Origin of the sequence: Litoribrevibacter albus, assembly GCF_030159995.1 — a bacterium.
In the GTDB taxonomy this organism is placed as follows: domain Bacteria; phylum Pseudomonadota; class Gammaproteobacteria; order Pseudomonadales; family Litoribrevibacteraceae; genus Litoribrevibacter; species Litoribrevibacter albus.
Genome location: NZ_BSNM01000006.1, coordinates 48,730 through 66,280, shown reverse-complemented (window position 1 = coordinate 66,280; position 17,551 = coordinate 48,730). Strand labels below are relative to the sequence as shown.

Here is a 17,551-nt window from a genome sequence, read left to right as displayed (position 1 = left end):
GCTTGAGTTGATTATTATTCTTGTTCTACAACACGTTATGCAGTTGACGCTTTTATCCGTCGTACTCTGAGTATGTTCTAACGACATTGAAGAATGAACACAGAGCACTATGAATCGTATGATGATCCTGAACCGAAAATACTCTCTAAATGATCGAGAATTTGATTTTCACCTTGCTGAAAGCCATCATCCAGACTTGCTTCCAATTCGCCCAGATCAAAACCACCGAGTCCCGCAAGATAGCCAATTTTTCTGAGCAGGCGCTCTAACACCAATTGCTGATCAGCATTGTACTTATTGGTCACTTCATTAATGGTTTCAGCAGCCAATTCAACAATCGCATCCACTTCTTGTTTGGTATCCCGATTCATGAGTCACCCCCAGCCTAATGGCATTTGCGACGAGGAATACTATCAGTATACGCCATTACTCGCCTGAGGATAGAGTACCACTACCCGCGTCACAGCGAGCTTCACAGCCAGACCGAAAGAGGCTCAACTCGTCACAGGCAAACGAACGATAAATTGGGTCTTACCTGGCTCACTCTCAAAGCTCAGCTCACCTAAGTGTTTTTCCACAATTCGCTTACAAATACCTAAGCCTAATCCACTGCCTTCACCGGCTGGCTTAGTGGTAAAAAACGACTCCCAGACTCGATGGGTCAGATGTTCGGGAATACCAGGTCCGTTATCCGTGATCGTCACAACAATGGACTCTTTGTCCTGCTGACTCTCCACATAGGAGGCAATTTCCAACTTACCCTTATTGTCCATCGCCTGCAGCGCATTATGAATAAGGTTGGTCCAGACCTGATTCAGCTCGTCCGAATAGCACAGAACCTCAGGAAGCTCACCAAAGTTTCGAATAACCTCACACCCTTGCTTAAACAAGCCCCGATACAACTCAAGAACGGTTTCCAGCCCCTGGTTAACGTCCGTTAGGACTTTATCACCACTGCTTTCTTTATGAGAGAAATGTTTCAACGCAAACACGACCTTGGAGGCACGAGCCGTGGCCGTATTAATGGTGTTCAGCCCGGCATGAATACTGAATAACTGGTAGGCACTCTGAACCATATCCAGCGCGTTATGCGTTTCCAAATAAGGAAGTAATGAGTCCAGTGATTCTTGAAGCCCCATTTCTGCAAACAATAATGCGATTTCTTCTGCGTCCTGAATGTTATGTTCTTCAAGAGTCGCTTCAATTTGCCTACGAATTTTCCGCTCTTCACGAGTCGTCATGGTTGATTGAATCTTTGAATTTAGCAGCAACTGGGTAAAAAAAGCTTTATCCACATCCGTACTGGACTCCACCAATTGAGCCAGATTACCCATGAAGTTCGCATAGCCTTTGCCAGCATTCTCCGACGATGCCTGAATCGCCCCCAATGGCGTATTAATCTCGTGAGCAATACTCGCAATCAATAACCCAAGGGCCGCCATTTTCTCTGAATGAATCAGCTGCTGCTGACTGTCCGCCAGCTCCCGGGTTCTGTCCTCAACTTTCTTTTCAAGAGTCAGGTTATAGTCTTCTAACTGCTCATAGGATTTTTTGAGTCGATTCGCCATTTCAATGAAGCTATCGGACAACATGCCCACTTCATCTTCTTTACCTTTTGGCAGTTGAGAACCTATTGAAAAATTCCCATCCGCTATTTGCTTGGCGTAATGGGTCAGATGAATCAAAGGGGCACTCAAGCGTTGTGATAACTGAGAAATCACCAGGTAAATCACCAAGAGCACAAACAATACAATGGCAAAGGTCTTTAAAGTGATATTTTTAATGCTCTGGGCAATTTCATCTTGAGAACGACTGATTTCATCATTCAATTGTTGTAAAGAGAAGCTCAGAACCATTTCCCCCCAACGTTTCGTGCCGATGAAAATGGGTATGTGATAATCCAGCCAGTGCGTGTATTTCTGAACACGAGTTGAGGACAAAATATCTTCAACCGATGAATCATCAGCGAAATGATCCAGAAGAATTTTTTGATGAAACCGGGATGCCGGTGGCTGATATTCTTTTTGCTGTAAGAAACGATCAGAGGTGTGCAAAACCACTTTGTTGTTTCGATCAATCAGAACCGCCATTTCAAGATCAGGATGATTCAGCACCAACTGACGTAATTCATTTGCAAGGTAATAAAGATTGTATGATGCGATTTCGTCTTCGGTGAGACGTCGCAATTGATTGGCTAACGACAGGGCTCTACGTTGCAAGTTTTCCTGCATCAGAGAGACCCGCTTATCCATCTCGGCTTCCAGCAGCCTCGATTGACTGGTGACCTGAAACGCCGCCAGCAATACGGAAACGACCAGCACCAAACACACCATTGCCAGGGAAAAGCGTTTTCGAATTCCGTTCTTAACTTTGAAATCGGATGTTACAACCGAGGGGGTCTGCTCCATACCTTCAACCGTCCCTGAAATGTCAGTCCCCTAGCATATGAACTTCAGGCGATCTTTTCCAGCTTGGCGTGCTCTATGGCTTCAGCAATATCTGCGACAGTCCAGGGTTTTGAAAAGCACGCGGCCAGATTAGCATCTCTTTCCGATCGCTCAATCGCCACTTGATCCGCCTGCCCTGTGAGCATGATTTTGATAATCTCAGGGTACTTTCCATGTAAATCTATCAAAAATTGGTCGCCCTTTACTTCCGGCATCAACCAATCCGAAATCACCACATCGACCTTATCGCCATCAGCAAACGCATCTTCAATAATTTCCCAGGCTTCTTCAGCACTCTCTGCAATCTCGTATGAATAGCGCTCACCGTATTGCCGTTTTAGCTGGGCCCGTAAACTCATGAGAATGGTTCTATCATCATCCACACATAGAATGTATTCTTTAGCCATTCTAAAACCACCTTTTAAATCCAACCCAGTTGTAAGATGGTCTATACTCGTTCGTGATAACTTTTCTTTCTAAGAAAAAGCACTTACGGTACAACCACTTACCAAAAGTAATATAGAAAATTTGTGGGATAATCAACTTTTCATGCATTTATTTGTACGTCACAAATGGCTAAGGCCCCTAGTCACGAGTCTCTTATTGCTCGTCTCGGGGATTGCCGCATCTGATGAAAAGCTGACGCCCATCTATTTTTACGACCCAGAGATCACCATAAGTCGTAACTCTACATTAAAGCAGAAACTCGATCAGTTTCTGGTGCAACGGGGTAATTATCAGTTCCAGCCGGTAACAGATCGGGACATTTTCTCAAGCCTGACTGCGACAGAAACTGACTCCGTATTTATGATGTCCAGTTGGCTGTTTGATTCACTGATCAACAAAGCAGAACTGACAGCTCAACTTGTTGGAATCAAAAACAACACGCCCTACTACAAGAAGTTGCTGGTGATTCATAAAGATCATCTTTCTACACCACCTTCTGAACTGATTGTCGCTTCGACAGGGAGTTCTGCCTACAGCAACTCAGTCCTGGACAATATCCTCAATAAGACCGGACTTTCCAGGTACAAAGACATTACACGATCTAAACTGTTAAGCGTACCCAAGGATCTTGATGCCTTATTATCCGTTGGCTTTGGCATGGCACAAGCGGCCCTCAGCACCGAAGACAGTTTGCTTCAGTTACAACGCTTATACCAAAACCAACATCAGCAATTGGAAGTGCTGGGGCTCAGCGCTCCGCTGATGCGTATTCTGGTGGTAACACCAAAACAGAGTTCACCTGAAACTGCACGATTAATTCATGTAATAGAACAAATGGGGCAAAGCCAAACAGGAAAGATTTCCCTTTCACTGATTGGTTTGGACAGCTGGATGCAAGTTAAAGACGCCGTTTCTCTCGCCCCGAGCAACAAGCTCAAAGAGAAACAGCAAGGAGGCAAGAAGCCATGATGTTACTATGCCGAATGACCATTCCGCGCCGAATAACGATACAGCGCCGAATAACGATACAGCGCCGAATAACGATAGAGCGCCAGACTCAAAGGGTTATGCGTTTAAGTGCAACGCTGAAGTCCCTGCTACTGCTCACTGTGTTCGTATTTCTTCAAGGATGCCAAACAGCCGCCCTGAGAGATTCAGCAGACAGTGGAGTCAAGCCATCGACCTCATCCGTAGCAAGTACCGCCTCACAAAGAATCCTTTTGGTGAATTCAAATTCGCGGGTGGAAAGATACAGAATTGCAGAGCAAACCTTCGCGGAACAAGTAGGTAAAGACGCCTATCTAGCCATTGATCTTTTCAACGAGGACAACCCTATCGGGCGACTGCAAGCGGCTTTAAACTCAGGTAACTACGATCGCATCTACTGCATTGGAGCAAAAGCATTGGGCAGCATAGACACCATCGCACCAGACCAGAATATCGTTTTCAGTTCGGTTCTGAACTGGCAGCGTTTTCAGGGACAACAGGGTATTTCAGGCATTGCCAGTGACGTAGCCGCAGCGTCCCAGCTGGCTATGTTCAAATATTTCTTCCCGGAAATTACCACCATCGGCGTTATTTACAGTCAAACAAATCAAGCGCTGATCAACGAAGCGAAAGCAGCAGCTCGTGAACTGGGATTAACATTGGTTGCCGTTAAAACACAGGATTCCAGATTGCTCAAAGAGCAAGTCACCGAATTGGCTTCAAGCGCTCAAGCCCTCTGGCTCATATCAGATCCGGTGACCTTATCGTCATCGGAACAAGCCAAACAACTGCTTCAGATAGCCGATCAGAACGCGCTGCCGGTGTTCTCGACTCATCGTTTCTTCAGCAAGTTAGGCGCAACCTTCACCATCAGCGCAGACTTACCTACCATTGGCAGGCAAGCGGCGGTATTGATACAACAAAATCATCAAATACAAAGTAACAAAATCCACCACCCGGTGGGCAGTTACATCAGTGTCAATCTTGAGAAGGTCAAACAGTATCAACTCACCTTGAACTATCAGGCGCTGGACAGCGTGAATGAGCTGTTGGAGTAGTACCGAAGAGTAATCCGATTATTACGTCAGTCCAGTCACGCTAGTCCAGTCGTACCACGCCAATACGGAACACGCCAATACGAAACACGCCCAAATACACAGATTCAGCTGAATCAGTTCAGACCAATAAATCCCGCTAAATCAGTCCAACTAAATAAGCTCAACTAAATAATTAGTCCAGAGTATAAGTAGCTTCCAACATCAGGTTAACGCCGTTCTTAGGGTAATCAGAGATCATGACGTCCATCGGGCTTGGGTCTTGGTAATCGGTATTGAATAGGTTATACGCAGAGGCTTTTACTTCTAGATTCTCAATCAACACATTCTGAACCAGTAATGCCAGATCGACGGTAATATAGTCGTCGACATCGTCTCTGCTATCTCCAGAAGCCCGAATCGTTTCGCCTTTATACATTGCACTGGTATAGAGGGATACACGTTCAGAAATGAAGTAATTGAACGACACATTTGCTCTATGCAAAGGGACATCGGCCACACGCTCATTGGAGACTTGATTGATCGGATGTTGATAGGTGTAGTTACCCGACAATACAGAACCATCCGGTAAACGCTGAGACATTTCTAACTCAACCCCCGTCACTTTCAGTTCCCCAACATTGTCAGAAGTATTTACGGCCGTTTCGGTAGGTCGAGGAGCAATCAAATCTTCAATTTTGTTCTCAAAGTAGGTAATGCCATAAGACGATTTACGCGAGAGTTCCCCTCGAATACCGATCTCATAGGTCTGTATTTCCTCTGGGTTCACATTGGGATTGCCCACCACGGAGGGATTATTGATGTTATACAATTCCCCAAACGTAGGTGCCCTGAAGGCAGAACCATAACTCGCAATCACACGTAGATTTTCTTTTACCGACCAGGTCACACTCGCCCTTGGATTCCACGTATCACCAAAATCACTGTAGTGGTCATATCGCACCCCTAAAATGAAGCGTAACGAGTCGAGTGCATCCCAAATGTCCTGAAAATAAACGGCATTGATGTCTCTGTTATGACTGCCATTCCAGTTCCTATCTTCGGAAACATCGACCAAAGACCCTGTCCCATCATTTGACCAGAAAGCGACATCGTACTGACTCTGGCGCTCATACATAGCCCCGATCAACACCTTGTTCTGTTCAGTAAGCTGGAGATCCACTTGCGTTTCTATGCCCGTCATATCGTGTTTCACAGGGCTGCGAACGATAAAGCCATCTGGAAAACCATCAGATCCTGCTGGCATCAATTCCCAGGTGTTATCGAATTGAAAATGATCAAAGTAGGTTTTGATATTGAAATTGAATTGAGTCGAAAGAGCTTTGCTGTAGGCTAATTCGAAGAAATAATCGATGTATTCCTGATCCGACTTATTGCTCAAAACGTTGTTGGCCCCCAGGTAACTACCGCTCTCACGACGCAGGTAGCGAGCCTGCCCTGAAACGTCTCCCGCCTGGAAATTCAAACTGCCTTCATAACGTTTCTGCCAGTAATCCACATTATCGGCCTGCCCGATAGAATCAGAACGGACATATTCATCAAAACCATGGGTATCACTGGCATGAAAATTACCCGCAAGAGAAAAGTTATCTGACTGATGTCCGAACTGGACGTTGGCTTTTTTAGTGTCATCACTGCCTACACCGGCCGTAATGTCTGTGCCCGAGATATCCTCAGCTTGCTTGGTAATGATATTGATCACCGCTACAAAAGCGTTCGTGCCATACAATGCAGAGCCCGGACCACGAATAACTTCAACGTGTCGAATATCATCCACAATAAATTCATTGAACGCTGAATTTGCGCCGCCATTGGCCAAGTTACTGTTGATGGGATGACCGTTGATGAGAAACAACACTTTCTCTGCAAAGTCGGTTTTTACCCCCCGAACTTCGACCGACGACATCCCCATATTGAACTGACTGACGCCAAATCCCGGAAGGCGCTTTAACGCGTCATAGAGAGTTCTCGCGCCCATCGCTTTGAGGTCTTCAGCGGTAATGACAGAAATTGTTGAACCGCTCTTTTTTAACGTCTCACGAGTCTTGGTTGCCGTGGTGACATACACCTCTTCCTGTAACCATTTAATTTCTTCTTCGAGCTGATCGAAGACATCCCCCGAGGGTTGCTCTGCATGACTGATCATTGGCTGAGACCAGATCAAACAAAACAAGGTTCTACGAAACAAGGAGTTACGGAACACTGTTTCAGAAAACAAGGGGCTACGAAACTTTGTCGAGAGACAAGACACTGGCTAACTTCCTTATCAAAACACGTATCGGAGGACATTGCGTCCACATTAAGCGTATTCGCTATATTCACAGCACACAATTAACGAAACTCAAAGTAAACGGACTTCTGCCAACTGTCCAGCCATGAAGGCTACAAACTTCTGAGTTAAGCACCGATTCTGAGTTAAGCACCGATTCTGAGTTAAGCACCAACGTAGCAAGAATGCCACCACGAAGCGTCAGTCCGTTTTCTCTTCTGTAATATAAGCCGGTTCCTCTGTCTTGATGGAAGTGACCCAGTTAATCGGAATGCCCTATCCAGAGCTAATGTTGCCAAGAGGAGTTATTTATAAAAGCCGTATGTTAGACCACTCGTTTGAATGCAGTGCATCTGGATTCAGGCACTTTTAAGCCGAATCCAGATAACCTCGAAAGTTAAGCAATGATGGATTTCAAAAACGATTCATAATTCACGTTTAGATCACTTCTTAAATCCACCTGGCTGGCCGTTAACATAAAACATTCCCGAATAAAGAACGTAAGGCTGACTTCCGACAGTAAATCCAGGTAGTCAGAAATATAAAACGCTCTTTCCTGGAAATCTTCGATATGCACCAAGAACGGTGGCAACCACTGAATATACAAAAGCTCTTTATTAGGCAAACTGTTTGCAAACAGCTTTTTATAGAAGTGCACCACAGGCGCTTCTTGCAGAGGCAATAAAGAACAGACCCGGGAATCCTCAGAACTTACAACACTCAAAGCCAGACTTGCGCTGTAATCAATGTAATTTAAGTCCAACAGAGAATTGAAATGTTTGATGGATTCACATTCTGTATTGAGGGCTTCATGCCAAAGGGTCTTCGCCTCGGAGCTACCACAAAATAGCAATCGATCTTTAAAAAGAGGTAATAATTTATCAGGAAGAGTCAGGTCAGATACGCCTGACAACCCATAATCCGACACCAACTCCGCTAAAAACCGGTGAGAGTCATAGGACCGGAAATTCAAAGATTCCAGACTGCTCCGGTAAACCACTGTGATTCCCTGGGCGTCCGCCAACTCAGATAAAAACGTCCGCATGTCAGCGCTTCGTTGCCGCACATGTGCCACATACTCATGAAATGCATTGTCTGACAGCGCACCGTGAGCGTACCAATTCAAGGCATAAAGAAGATAGTTATCTTCAGGAAGGTGATAATTCAGGATAGGTTGACCATCTTTCGCAAGGCATTTGAGCAGAACCACAAAGTTTTTAAGTGACTCCCGGGTCAACACCTCATCAGGATGAAGATCAGGTTGAGCAACGATCGAGACAATGGTTACATTGTCCGGGATTTGATAATGAGGGTTGGTCAACGAATGCTCTTTACCAAACTGATCGATACCGACCATGGTAGAGCCAAAAAAACAGCCCCCGGTGTGGAACTCGGTAATACCTTTGCTCGATAAATGCTCAACCTGCTTCGAATCGCCAATGGATTTGAAGTTCAAATAGGCACCGCCCTTGAGCTCATTATTTTCATAAAACGCAAACGGAAAATAATACTCGCCCTTAATTTGATCCGAAGACAATATATCCGTGCCCTCATCTCCTTTACCCGAAATTCTGAATTCACCGTTAGAAAGCGAAAATTGATCCCGGCTGCCCATCAGCGATTCCATCAAATTAAGCGAACGCTTGAAGTATTTTCGTCTTGAAGAAGACGACATATAAAGCACCCGATCCGTAGAATCATTTGTTTTCCGGTTACAGACACCGATCGACTGATGAGCACATCGTATCCAATCGGAGCTGGAGTCTCGTAAAGATAGGTTTTTCCGTTCCTCAAGCGCAAAGAAGCCTTGCTTGAAAAGTTTCAATAAGGCATACATTTTACGGCCTGGTGATACCCCTAAAGGTATAATGTTGGATTGCGTCATGACTAAATTCCCTTTAAAAGTTGGTTACCTATTTGAAGGAGGAAGATAAGTAGTTCTACTTTGGGAAAGCTGATTTCTGACCAATAAATTCAAGAACGAGACCGCGGCATGGTTCGGATCGATCACTGGCACATCGTATCCATAGGAACTCAACAGCCGGCGTTTAACCTCGGCAGCAATGCACATAAATCCGGTACAACCAAACAAAATCGCACTGGCCTTATGGTCCTCAATAGCGGACTTACTGCATACAACCGCTTTTTCTATGACAGACTCTCTGTTGGTGAGTTCATGTACCGATAAATTGATAGGGATAATCGAGGCTAACTTTGTACGCTCTATGCCAAACAACCCAAGATGGGAGGCCTGTAAATCCCGAACGGAATCGGTAATGGTGAGAATGGAAAACTTATCGCCCAAAGCCATCGCCGTAAAGACACTGGGCCTGAAGCCACCGATCACCGGAATACTGACCACCTCTCGAGCTTCTTCGACGCCGCAGAAATCAAAATCCGAAACAAATACGCCGTCATAGCCATCACGCTCAGCCTGAACGACGGCCTCAACGACGTGAGGTGCGTTGGTCATACGATCCCAACGGCTTTCTATAGACGAATTTCCGGCTTTAATATTGTCCACATCGATATCCATATCGGGCGGAGCAACTTGCAGTGCGACTTCTCTCAATTCCTCGTTATAAGAAGCATCATTAATCGGTATGATAATTTTGATTTTGACTACTCTATCCATAAGCCTTTTCTCCTTGTATTTGTTCAAAAAGTGTAGACCAGCGCACAAAAATAAAGATCAAAATTTGCACTCTGTAACACTTTCTATACCCAGGCATACAATTTGCACCAAGAGGGGGCGATTTCGACAAAAAAGGAGAAAGAAAGGACTGTCAAAATGATCGTTTATCAACCGATCAGGAATAGCTGAACAGAAAAGCGTCAGGCACAAAAAAGCCCGTAACGACGGGCTTTAGGAGAGTAGTGAAAAGCTTACCAACACAGTTATCCACACCCTATGTGAGTAACTTATTTCACGGCGGACTGCTTTTTTCAAAGCGAAGTCACGCCTCGAATAATCTCAACATAATCTTGAGATTGTCATTGGCCTGGGATTGAACAGAGGTTTGTGCCTGTTCCTTAACCAATTTCGCCGCAAGTTCAGAGATCTCTTTGGCTAAATCTGCATCAGCAATTCGACTGTTCGCTGCGGCTTCATTTTCCACATTCACCTGTAAGTTACTGATGGTGGATTCGATACGATTCTGGGTTGCTCCAAGATTCGCTGCCGTCTCATTAGTAGCGTCTAACGCATCGTCTGCCAAACCAATGGCCGACACTGCACCGCTCTGAGTAGAAATATCAATATCCGCGATACCAAGGTCTTCCAACGCTTGCTGGAGATTATTACCACTCACACCTAATTGATCATCGGCATTCGGGCCAACCTGAAACTGCAGATCACTGTCATTATTAAGCAAAGAAATACCGTTGAAGTTACTGTCTTCAATGGTGCTGGAAATGTTTTCCACCAGCTGATTTACTTCGGCCTGTAACCCTTGTCGGTCGGTATCCGACAAAGTGCCGTTTGCAGACTGCACTGACAACTCACGAATTCGCTGCAAATCATCACGCACCGAACTCACCGCCCCCTCTGCCGTTTGAGACAAGGAGATGGCATCGTTACTGTTACGAATGGCCTGCTCTGAACCAGAGATGGAGGCATCGAAGCGGGTACTGATGGCAATGCCCGCCGCATCATCGGCCGCCGAATTAATCCGACTGCCCGAGCCAATTCGCTGAAAGTTCTGGCTTGGGTCATTCTGAATCCGATTCTGAGCAAACGCAGCTTGTTGAGCTCCGGTATTAAAACTCACTGCCATAACGCACTCCACTGATTAAATTTCATACAACTTTTAGTGTGAACCTTAATGAAGTAATCAACAAGCATCTCTTAGCAACAGTTCGTTATCAAAATGTTACCTGTTATTGCTTAGGAGACTATCTACAGTGAATCCGGTCACCCACTCCGGAAACAACCGCATTTTAAGATCACGACGCCCTGAGCGCCGTACCCCAGTCAATGCCTGAACACAGGTTTCATAGTTCGCCAACACAGCCCCACCACGGTTGAATGATGAGGGTGTCGCCCAAATACCCACCTGCAAAGCTTGAGTTTCTTTCGTGGCCCCAGGATCACCTTTCATAGCTCCAGGATCACCTTTCGTAACCCTAGATTCACCTTTAGTAGACATGGGTTCATACAGAATCGCCAACCCATTGGACTCCAACCACCGTTGTGCAAACACTCTGGGTATCGCGGCCGCAAAGACATCGCCATGCAACAACAGTGTCATCACCCCCTGATACTGATCAGAGTGCAACACAGTTAGCTGATCCTTAGTGACCCCTAGCATTGCCAGCTGAGCCAACGGACGCTGATAACCGATGAGGGAAAGTTCTGACAACAGAGCTACTCGTTCACCGATGAGACTTTCTATTCCCCCGCCCAACGCCGTGCGGCGAATGACCCAAACACTGTCCAAATCTTCAGACGTCAATTCTATTGGCACGAGTAAAGGCGCATCCTGCAAAGCCGAACCCTGACGATCCGCACGGACATCAAACACCAAATCCCCTTGTGCGCCATCAAGCTGCGCCACCACGTCCGCTTTACAGCCCTGATCGAGCAACCAACGCTCCAGTGCTGCCTGATAGCGAGGCTTCACGAGGCCACCTTCCGCCGTATTAATACCGAATTTCAGAGGCTCAGCGTAGCTGTCCACAGAACCCACAAGAGAGAACTGAACGCATAACAGAAGTACAAAAAAAATGCCCGTATGAATCCATAAGGGCAAAGGAGGGTTAGAAAATGACAAGTGAGGTACCAGCTTTCGTACAAAGCAACGAAGCATACAGAGAGGGGTAATTGTCGCCATTGCTTGCACTCGCATACCTGACTGTTTTACTAGGTTAATAGAGAAGTATGAAAGACGCCATTGATCCAGATCACTTTTTAATCATTTCACAACTCTTACGTTCTCTCAAAAGATTCGACAGTCCGCTAAAAACGCTGGCATAGTAATGCGAACAAAAAGACCCGATCAAAAAAACGACCAAGCCAAAGAACTTTAACGCTGAGAACGTCACAAAAGATACTGGGTACAAAAATTGAATAATGAAACCCTGAGGATGCTTTGAGATGGGATAAAACGCCCATCTAAGAGTCTAAGACACGTCGGCAGGGCTGATCTTCATCTAAACTTAACAGAGACAAACAAAGGACACAGGTAGCATCAAACGAGAGATAACCTCATGGATTTATTGGTATTTCTCTGACAACGAATAAAAACAAACTCCAATGACAGACACGCATAGGACTCAGGTAGGAGACATGATGTCAGACTCTACAACAGCATTCGAACTTATTCTATTTGGTGCAGCGGGTGACCTATCCTTGCGCAAATTAATTCCGTCACTCTACTGCCTTCACCTCGACCAGCGTATTCATCCGGAGGGGCGAATCATTGCGGTAGCCCGCCGAAATTATGAACGGGAAGACTTCCTGAAAGTGGTCAAAAAAGCGTTGATCAAACATCTCAACGTCGACTTATTTGATGAAGAAACCTGGAACAGCTTCGCTAAGCGACTTAGCTACGCGCAGATGGATATTACCGATCCGGCAAGCTACGACACCACGTTGAAGCATTACCTCAATCGTCCCGATACGCCTAAAGTCTTTTATCTGGCCACCCACAGCGACATGTACGGCGTGATTTGTCAGCACTTATACAGTCATCAAATGCTGCGTGGTGAGGCCCGTGTGGTTTTGGAAAAACCCATTGGCATGGATTACCAAAGTGCCGTGGAGGTCTGTAAAGAGGTCGATAAATACTGCAATGAAGAACAGATCTATCGCATCGACCACTACTTGGGCAAAGAAACCGTGCAAAACCTATTGGCGTTGCGTTTTGCCAATTCCATCTTTGAACACCAGTGGAATCAACGCTACATAGACCACATTCAAATCACCATCGCCGAAACATTGGGGGTTGAACAACGTGCCGGTTTTTATGAAGCCGCCGGCGCCATGCGGGACATGATGCAGAACCACCTGTTGCAACTCTTGTGTATGGTGGCGATGGAACCACCGGCTCAGCTCAATGCCGAATCCATCCGTGATGAAAAAGTAAAAGTGCTTAAAGCACTGAAGCCTATTACCGGCGAACTGATCAATGCCAACGTCGTGCGAGGACAATATCAGGAAGGCTCGCTGAACGGACAGCCAACCCCGGCCTACCGTGAAGAACCGGGAGTCAATCCACACTCAGATACCGAAACCTTTGTCTCAATGAAGGTGGAAATCGACAACTGGCGCTGGGCAGGCACGCCCTTCTACCTAAGAACCGGAAAACGGCTACCCGATCGGGCTTGTGAAATCGTCATCCAGTTTAAAGAAGTGCCGCATTCGGTGTTTGAATTACAGCATCCGGCATCGATGGCCAACAAACTGATCTTCCGTCTACAACCGGACGACGGCATTAAATTACAGCTCTGTGAGAAACGGGTCGGCAAAGGCATGAGCGTCAAACCGGTATTACTCAACCTCACCGCCGAACACGCCCGAAAAGACCGGGTACCCGATGCCTATGAGCGCCTGTTATCGGATGCCATCGAAGGCAACCCGACGCTGTTCCTACGGGAAGATGAACTGTTGACCGCCTGGCAATGGATCGATCCGATTCTCAAAGCCTGGGAGCACAGTGGCTCTAGGCCGGAGTTTTATCACGGCGGCATTTGGGGGCCTGCGGCCTCAACCTTGTTACTCGCACGAGATGGACGTCTCTGGCAAGAAAATCACTAGGGATGTCCCTGGAAACTTAGTTGCCCATAACCGTTCCATCTAAACTGATTATTACCAGTATGAACGCTGAATAGTACATACGTTATGAACAGTGTATTCGTTATGAATAGCGCACACGTTGTGTATTCAGGAGGTACCCGATGAAACTGCAAGAACAAACCTTCGCCAGTCATCAAGCAATGATCGACAGTCTGACGTTACAGATCACCGATCACCTTAAAAGTGCGATTGAACATTACGGACAAGCCAGCTTCATAGTCAGTGGCGGCAGCACACCCAAACCGCTCTATGAAGAACTCAGCCACCAGCCTCTGGCCTGGGATCACGTGACCTTGTGCCCGTCGGACGAACGCTGGGTTGAGCTGGGCCACCCGGACAGCAATCAAACCATGATTGAGTCAACCTTACTGCAACACGCAGCCTCCGAAGCGTCGTTGATTTCACTGCGCCCTCAAATCCCATTCAGCGATGCCCCGGCGATCGTCAATCAATCGCTGATGGCGATTCATAAGCCCTTTAATCTGGTTTTGCTGGGCATGGGGGAAGACGGTCACATTGCCTCGCTCTTTCCGGACGCTAACGAACTTGAGCATGGTCTGGCGGCGCCCCATTCAGAACCCTGCATCAGTGTTCACTCGGCCAGTAAAGGTGCCCGACTCAGTTTGACCCTACCCTCCTTGCTGAACAGTGAACAGATCTATCTCCTCATCACAGGGGAGAGCAAACGTGAGGTGTTCCAGCGTGCGAAGCAACATCTGGATAACCCTACTCTGCCCATCGAACATTTATTAAGTAAAGCCACCTGCCCGATCACGCTTTGTTGGAGCCCCAATTCATGAGTCCCACTCCAGCCCATCCGCTGAACCCCGTTGTAGAACAAGTCACCACCACCATTACCGAGCGCAGTCAGGTATCTCGGGAGCGTTATCTGTCGCTTATGCGTCAACAAGCCGAGACAAAACCTCACCGATCCAAATTAAGCTGCACTAACCTCGCGCACACCTTCGCCGCCTCGGAAGACGACGAGAAAGTCATCCTCAAACAGCTTCACAGTAATGCCAACATCGGTATCGTCACTGCGTACAATGACATGCTGTCAGCCCATCAACCGCTGAAAGATTACCCGGAGCTGATCAAACAAGCCTTACTGCCGTTAGGTCATACCGCCCAGGTGGCAGGTGGCGTACCGGCGATGTGTGATGGCATCACTCAAGGACAGGCCGGTATGGAGTTGTCGTTGTTCAGTCGCGATACCATTGCCTTAGCGGCGGCAGTGGGGCTGTCGCACAACGTCTTTGACGGCATCTTATGCCTGGGTGTCTGTGACAAGATCGTCCCCGGTTTATTAATGGCCGCCCTGCGTTTTGGTCACCTGCCTTGTATTTTCGTCCCTGCGGGCCCAATGCCCAGCGGCATCAGCAACAGCGAAAAGGCCAAGACCCGTCAAAAGTTTGCGGAAGGCAAAGCCACCAACGAAGAGTTACTGGACTCGGAAACCAAGTCTTACCACAGCCCGGGCACCTGCACCTTCTACGGCACCGCCAACACCAATCAGATGCTGATGGAAGCGATGGGCTTACATCTGCCGGATTCCGCCTTCTGTGCCCCCGATTCAGCACTGCGTCATGCCTTTGTGCAACGTGCCGCAACCCGGGTTTCAGAGATCACCGGATTAACCGAGCATTACACCCCAGTTGCCGATGTGGTCTGTGAACGATCCATTGTGAACGCGATGGTCACCTTGCTGGCAACCGGAGGGTCAACCAACCTCATCATCCACCTGACGGCCATTGCCCGTTGTGCGGGGATACATATCACGCTAGACGATTTTGACCGACTCTCCGATGTGGTTCCGCTAATCACTCGGGTGTACCCCAACGGTCAGGCCGATATCAATCAATTCCATCACGCCGGTGGTACCAGTCGGGTGATCTATGAGTTGTTGTCCGCAGGGCTAGTTCATGAAGACGTCAAAACCGTCGCAGGCCAGGGCTTAAAAGCCTACGCAAAGAAAGCGGAGTTGGTGAACGATCACATCAGCTATCACCCTGCCGGAACCGGCACCGACAAGGAGATCATCCGTACCGTCGCCGATCCGTTTGCACCAATGGGCGGAATTAAGCGCCTGAAAGGCAATCTGGGCGATGCCATCATCAAGGTATCGGCGGTGCCCGAAGAACACTGGCACATTCATGCGCCAGCCCGGATCTTCCATGATCAAGGCGACTTTATTCAGGCATTTCAGGATGGACAAATGACCGGCGACTTTGTCGCGGTAGTACGTTTTCAAGGCCCGAAAGCCAATGGCATGCCAGAGCTTCATAAACTCATGCCACTGCTCGGTGTTTTGCAGGACAGAGGACAGAAAGTCGCCCTGGTTACAGACGGCCGATTATCTGGAGCCTCAGGCAAAGTACCTGCCGCCCTGCACGTTTGTCCGGAAGCAATGCAGCTGGGTGCCATCAGCCAGATTGAAGAGGGGGATATGGTTGAGCTGAACTGTCACACCGGCGAGTTAAACGTCACCAGCTCAGATCTAAGCACCCGCCCCTTTGCTCAACCACCAGCAGGTCATGCAACCGGCATAGGCCGGGAGTTATTCAGTGTCTTCCGGCATTCCGTCGGGCCAACCAGTCAAGGCGCGATCAGCATTCAATGGGAGGAACAAGGATGATGTCATTTAAGGGCTTAATCAGCCAATACAGCCCACAGCAAAAGCCCATCTTGCCGGTGATTGTGATCAACGACCTGGAACACGCCGTACCTCTGGCACAAGCCTTGGTCGACGGCGGCATCCATTTTCTAGAGATCACTTTGCGTACCGAACACGGGTTGGAAGCCATCAAACTGATTAAGCAGGAAGTTCCGGACGCCTGCGTTGGTGCCGGTACAGTGACCAATGAGCGTCAGTTTGAGCAATGTCTCGACATGGGCGCCGAGTTTCTAATCAGCCCTGGCATCACCAAAGCCATGGCCCATTATGCAGAAGACAGCCCGGTGCCCTATGTGCCCGGTATTGCTACGGCATCGGAAGCCATGCTGGCGATGGAACATGGCATCACCGAAGTGAAGTTCTTCCCGGCCGAACAAGCGGGCGGCGTGCCCATGCTGAATGCACTGGCGGCCCCCTTCCCGGAATTGAGCTTCTGTCCTACCGGTGGCATTAATGCCAACAATGCAGGCAATTACCTGTCATTAGCCGCAGTGATGGCCGTGGGTGGGAGCTGGGTTTGCCCCAACGCACTCATTCAACAAGGCCAATGGGCCGAGATCACCCGATTATCCCAACAGGCGATGACCGGCCTTGCGCCCCAATAATCATTAACCTTCCCCCTACTGCCCTTAGATCAGAGATCCGTCAATTCGGTGTAAGGCTAGGCAGCAGGGGCTAATCTCCCCTGCGCCATACGCCGTCTAACATCCCACGTCATGCCCCTAATTTTTGTGCTGTTTTAGCCAATCAACATCCTTGCCAACGCCTCAAATTTTCGCATTTAAAACATTGATCCAGATCAATTAATTCATCTGGCACCATCACAAGACACTACATATAGTATCCATTAAATAAAAACACCACTACATATAGACA

The 17,551-nt window shown here is 47.6% G+C and carries 14 protein-coding genes; 6 read left to right on the top strand and 8 right to left on the bottom strand.

The window, feature by feature from the left end; all coding sequences use genetic code 11:
• Positions 1-107: 107 nt before the first annotated feature.
• The 3 genes from QQL66_RS05140 to QQL66_RS05130 form a co-directional block, all read right to left on the bottom strand.
• Entirely contained in the window at positions 108-371 is a 264-nt protein-coding gene (locus tag QQL66_RS05140) for a hypothetical protein (protein WP_284379572.1), read from the bottom strand.
• A 123-nt stretch (positions 372-494) separates the two neighbouring features.
• Positions 495-2,408 (bottom strand): HAMP domain-containing sensor histidine kinase, encoded by a 1,914-nt coding sequence (locus QQL66_RS05135; RefSeq protein ID WP_284379570.1) that lies wholly within the window; start codon positions 2,406-2,408, stop codon positions 495-497.
• 44 nt (positions 2,409-2,452) lie between these two features.
• A complete protein-coding gene (locus QQL66_RS05130; RefSeq protein ID WP_284379568.1) occupies positions 2,453-2,854 on the bottom strand; it encodes a response regulator in 402 nt (133 codons plus the stop codon).
• A 142-nt stretch (positions 2,855-2,996) separates the two neighbouring features.
• On the opposite strand from QQL66_RS05130, the gene QQL66_RS05125 reads away from it, so the two are divergent.
• Together QQL66_RS05125 and QQL66_RS05120 are read left to right on the top strand one after the other, a co-directional pair.
• A complete protein-coding gene (locus QQL66_RS05125) occupies positions 2,997-3,863 on the top strand; it encodes a substrate-binding domain-containing protein (RefSeq protein WP_284379567.1) in 867 nt (288 codons plus the stop codon).
• Complete coding sequence (locus QQL66_RS05120; protein ID WP_284379565.1) at positions 3,860-4,939, top strand: ABC transporter substrate-binding protein; 1,080 nt, start codon at positions 3,860-3,862, stop codon at positions 4,937-4,939. Before QQL66_RS05125 ends, QQL66_RS05120 begins: the two co-directional genes overlap by 4 nt.
• A 172-nt stretch (positions 4,940-5,111) precedes the next feature.
• On the opposite strand, the gene QQL66_RS05115 is transcribed toward QQL66_RS05120, so the two are convergent.
• The 5 genes from QQL66_RS05115 to QQL66_RS05095 form a co-directional block, all read right to left on the bottom strand.
• Complete coding sequence (locus QQL66_RS05115) at positions 5,112-7,082, bottom strand: TonB-dependent receptor plug domain-containing protein (RefSeq protein WP_284379563.1); 1,971 nt, start codon at positions 7,080-7,082, stop codon at positions 5,112-5,114.
• A 520-nt stretch (positions 7,083-7,602) separates the two neighbouring features.
• Positions 7,603-9,090, bottom strand: coding sequence for a hypothetical protein (locus QQL66_RS05110; RefSeq protein WP_284379561.1), 1,488 nt, complete (start codon positions 9,088-9,090; stop codon positions 7,603-7,605).
• A 24-nt stretch (positions 9,091-9,114) separates the two neighbouring features.
• A complete protein-coding gene (locus QQL66_RS05105) occupies positions 9,115-9,840 on the bottom strand; it encodes an aspartate/glutamate racemase family protein (RefSeq protein WP_284379558.1) in 726 nt (241 codons plus the stop codon).
• 322 nt (positions 9,841-10,162) lie between these two features.
• Positions 10,163-10,981, bottom strand: a complete 819-nt coding sequence (locus tag QQL66_RS05100; protein ID WP_284379555.1) for a flagellin N-terminal helical domain-containing protein — start codon at positions 10,979-10,981, stop codon at positions 10,163-10,165.
• Between the two features lie 96 nt (positions 10,982-11,077).
• Positions 11,078-12,052, bottom strand: coding sequence for a PhnD/SsuA/transferrin family substrate-binding protein (locus QQL66_RS05095; RefSeq protein WP_284379553.1), 975 nt, complete (start codon positions 12,050-12,052; stop codon positions 11,078-11,080).
• Positions 12,053-12,492: 440 nt separating this feature from the next.
• Here QQL66_RS05095 and zwf point away from each other — a divergent pair, with 440 nt between their 5' ends.
• The 4 genes from zwf to QQL66_RS05075 all read left to right on the top strand — a co-directional run bounded on the left by zwf (position 12,493) and on the right by QQL66_RS05075 (position 17,280).
• Positions 12,493-13,962, top strand: coding sequence for a glucose-6-phosphate dehydrogenase (gene zwf, locus QQL66_RS05090; protein ID WP_284379550.1), 1,470 nt, complete (start codon positions 12,493-12,495; stop codon positions 13,960-13,962).
• Positions 13,963-14,102: 140 nt separating this feature from the next.
• Entirely contained in the window at positions 14,103-14,801 is a 699-nt protein-coding gene (gene pgl, locus QQL66_RS05085) for a 6-phosphogluconolactonase (protein ID WP_284379547.1), read from the top strand.
• A complete protein-coding gene (edd, locus tag QQL66_RS05080; RefSeq protein WP_284379544.1) occupies positions 14,798-16,636 on the top strand; it encodes a phosphogluconate dehydratase in 1,839 nt (612 codons plus the stop codon). The genes pgl and edd overlap by 4 nt, the downstream gene beginning before the upstream one ends.
• Positions 16,633-17,280 (top strand): bifunctional 4-hydroxy-2-oxoglutarate aldolase/2-dehydro-3-deoxy-phosphogluconate aldolase, encoded by a 648-nt coding sequence (locus tag QQL66_RS05075; protein WP_284379541.1) that lies wholly within the window; start codon positions 16,633-16,635, stop codon positions 17,278-17,280. The genes edd and QQL66_RS05075 overlap by 4 nt, the downstream gene beginning before the upstream one ends.
• The last annotated feature ends 271 nt before the right edge of the window (positions 17,281-17,551 follow it).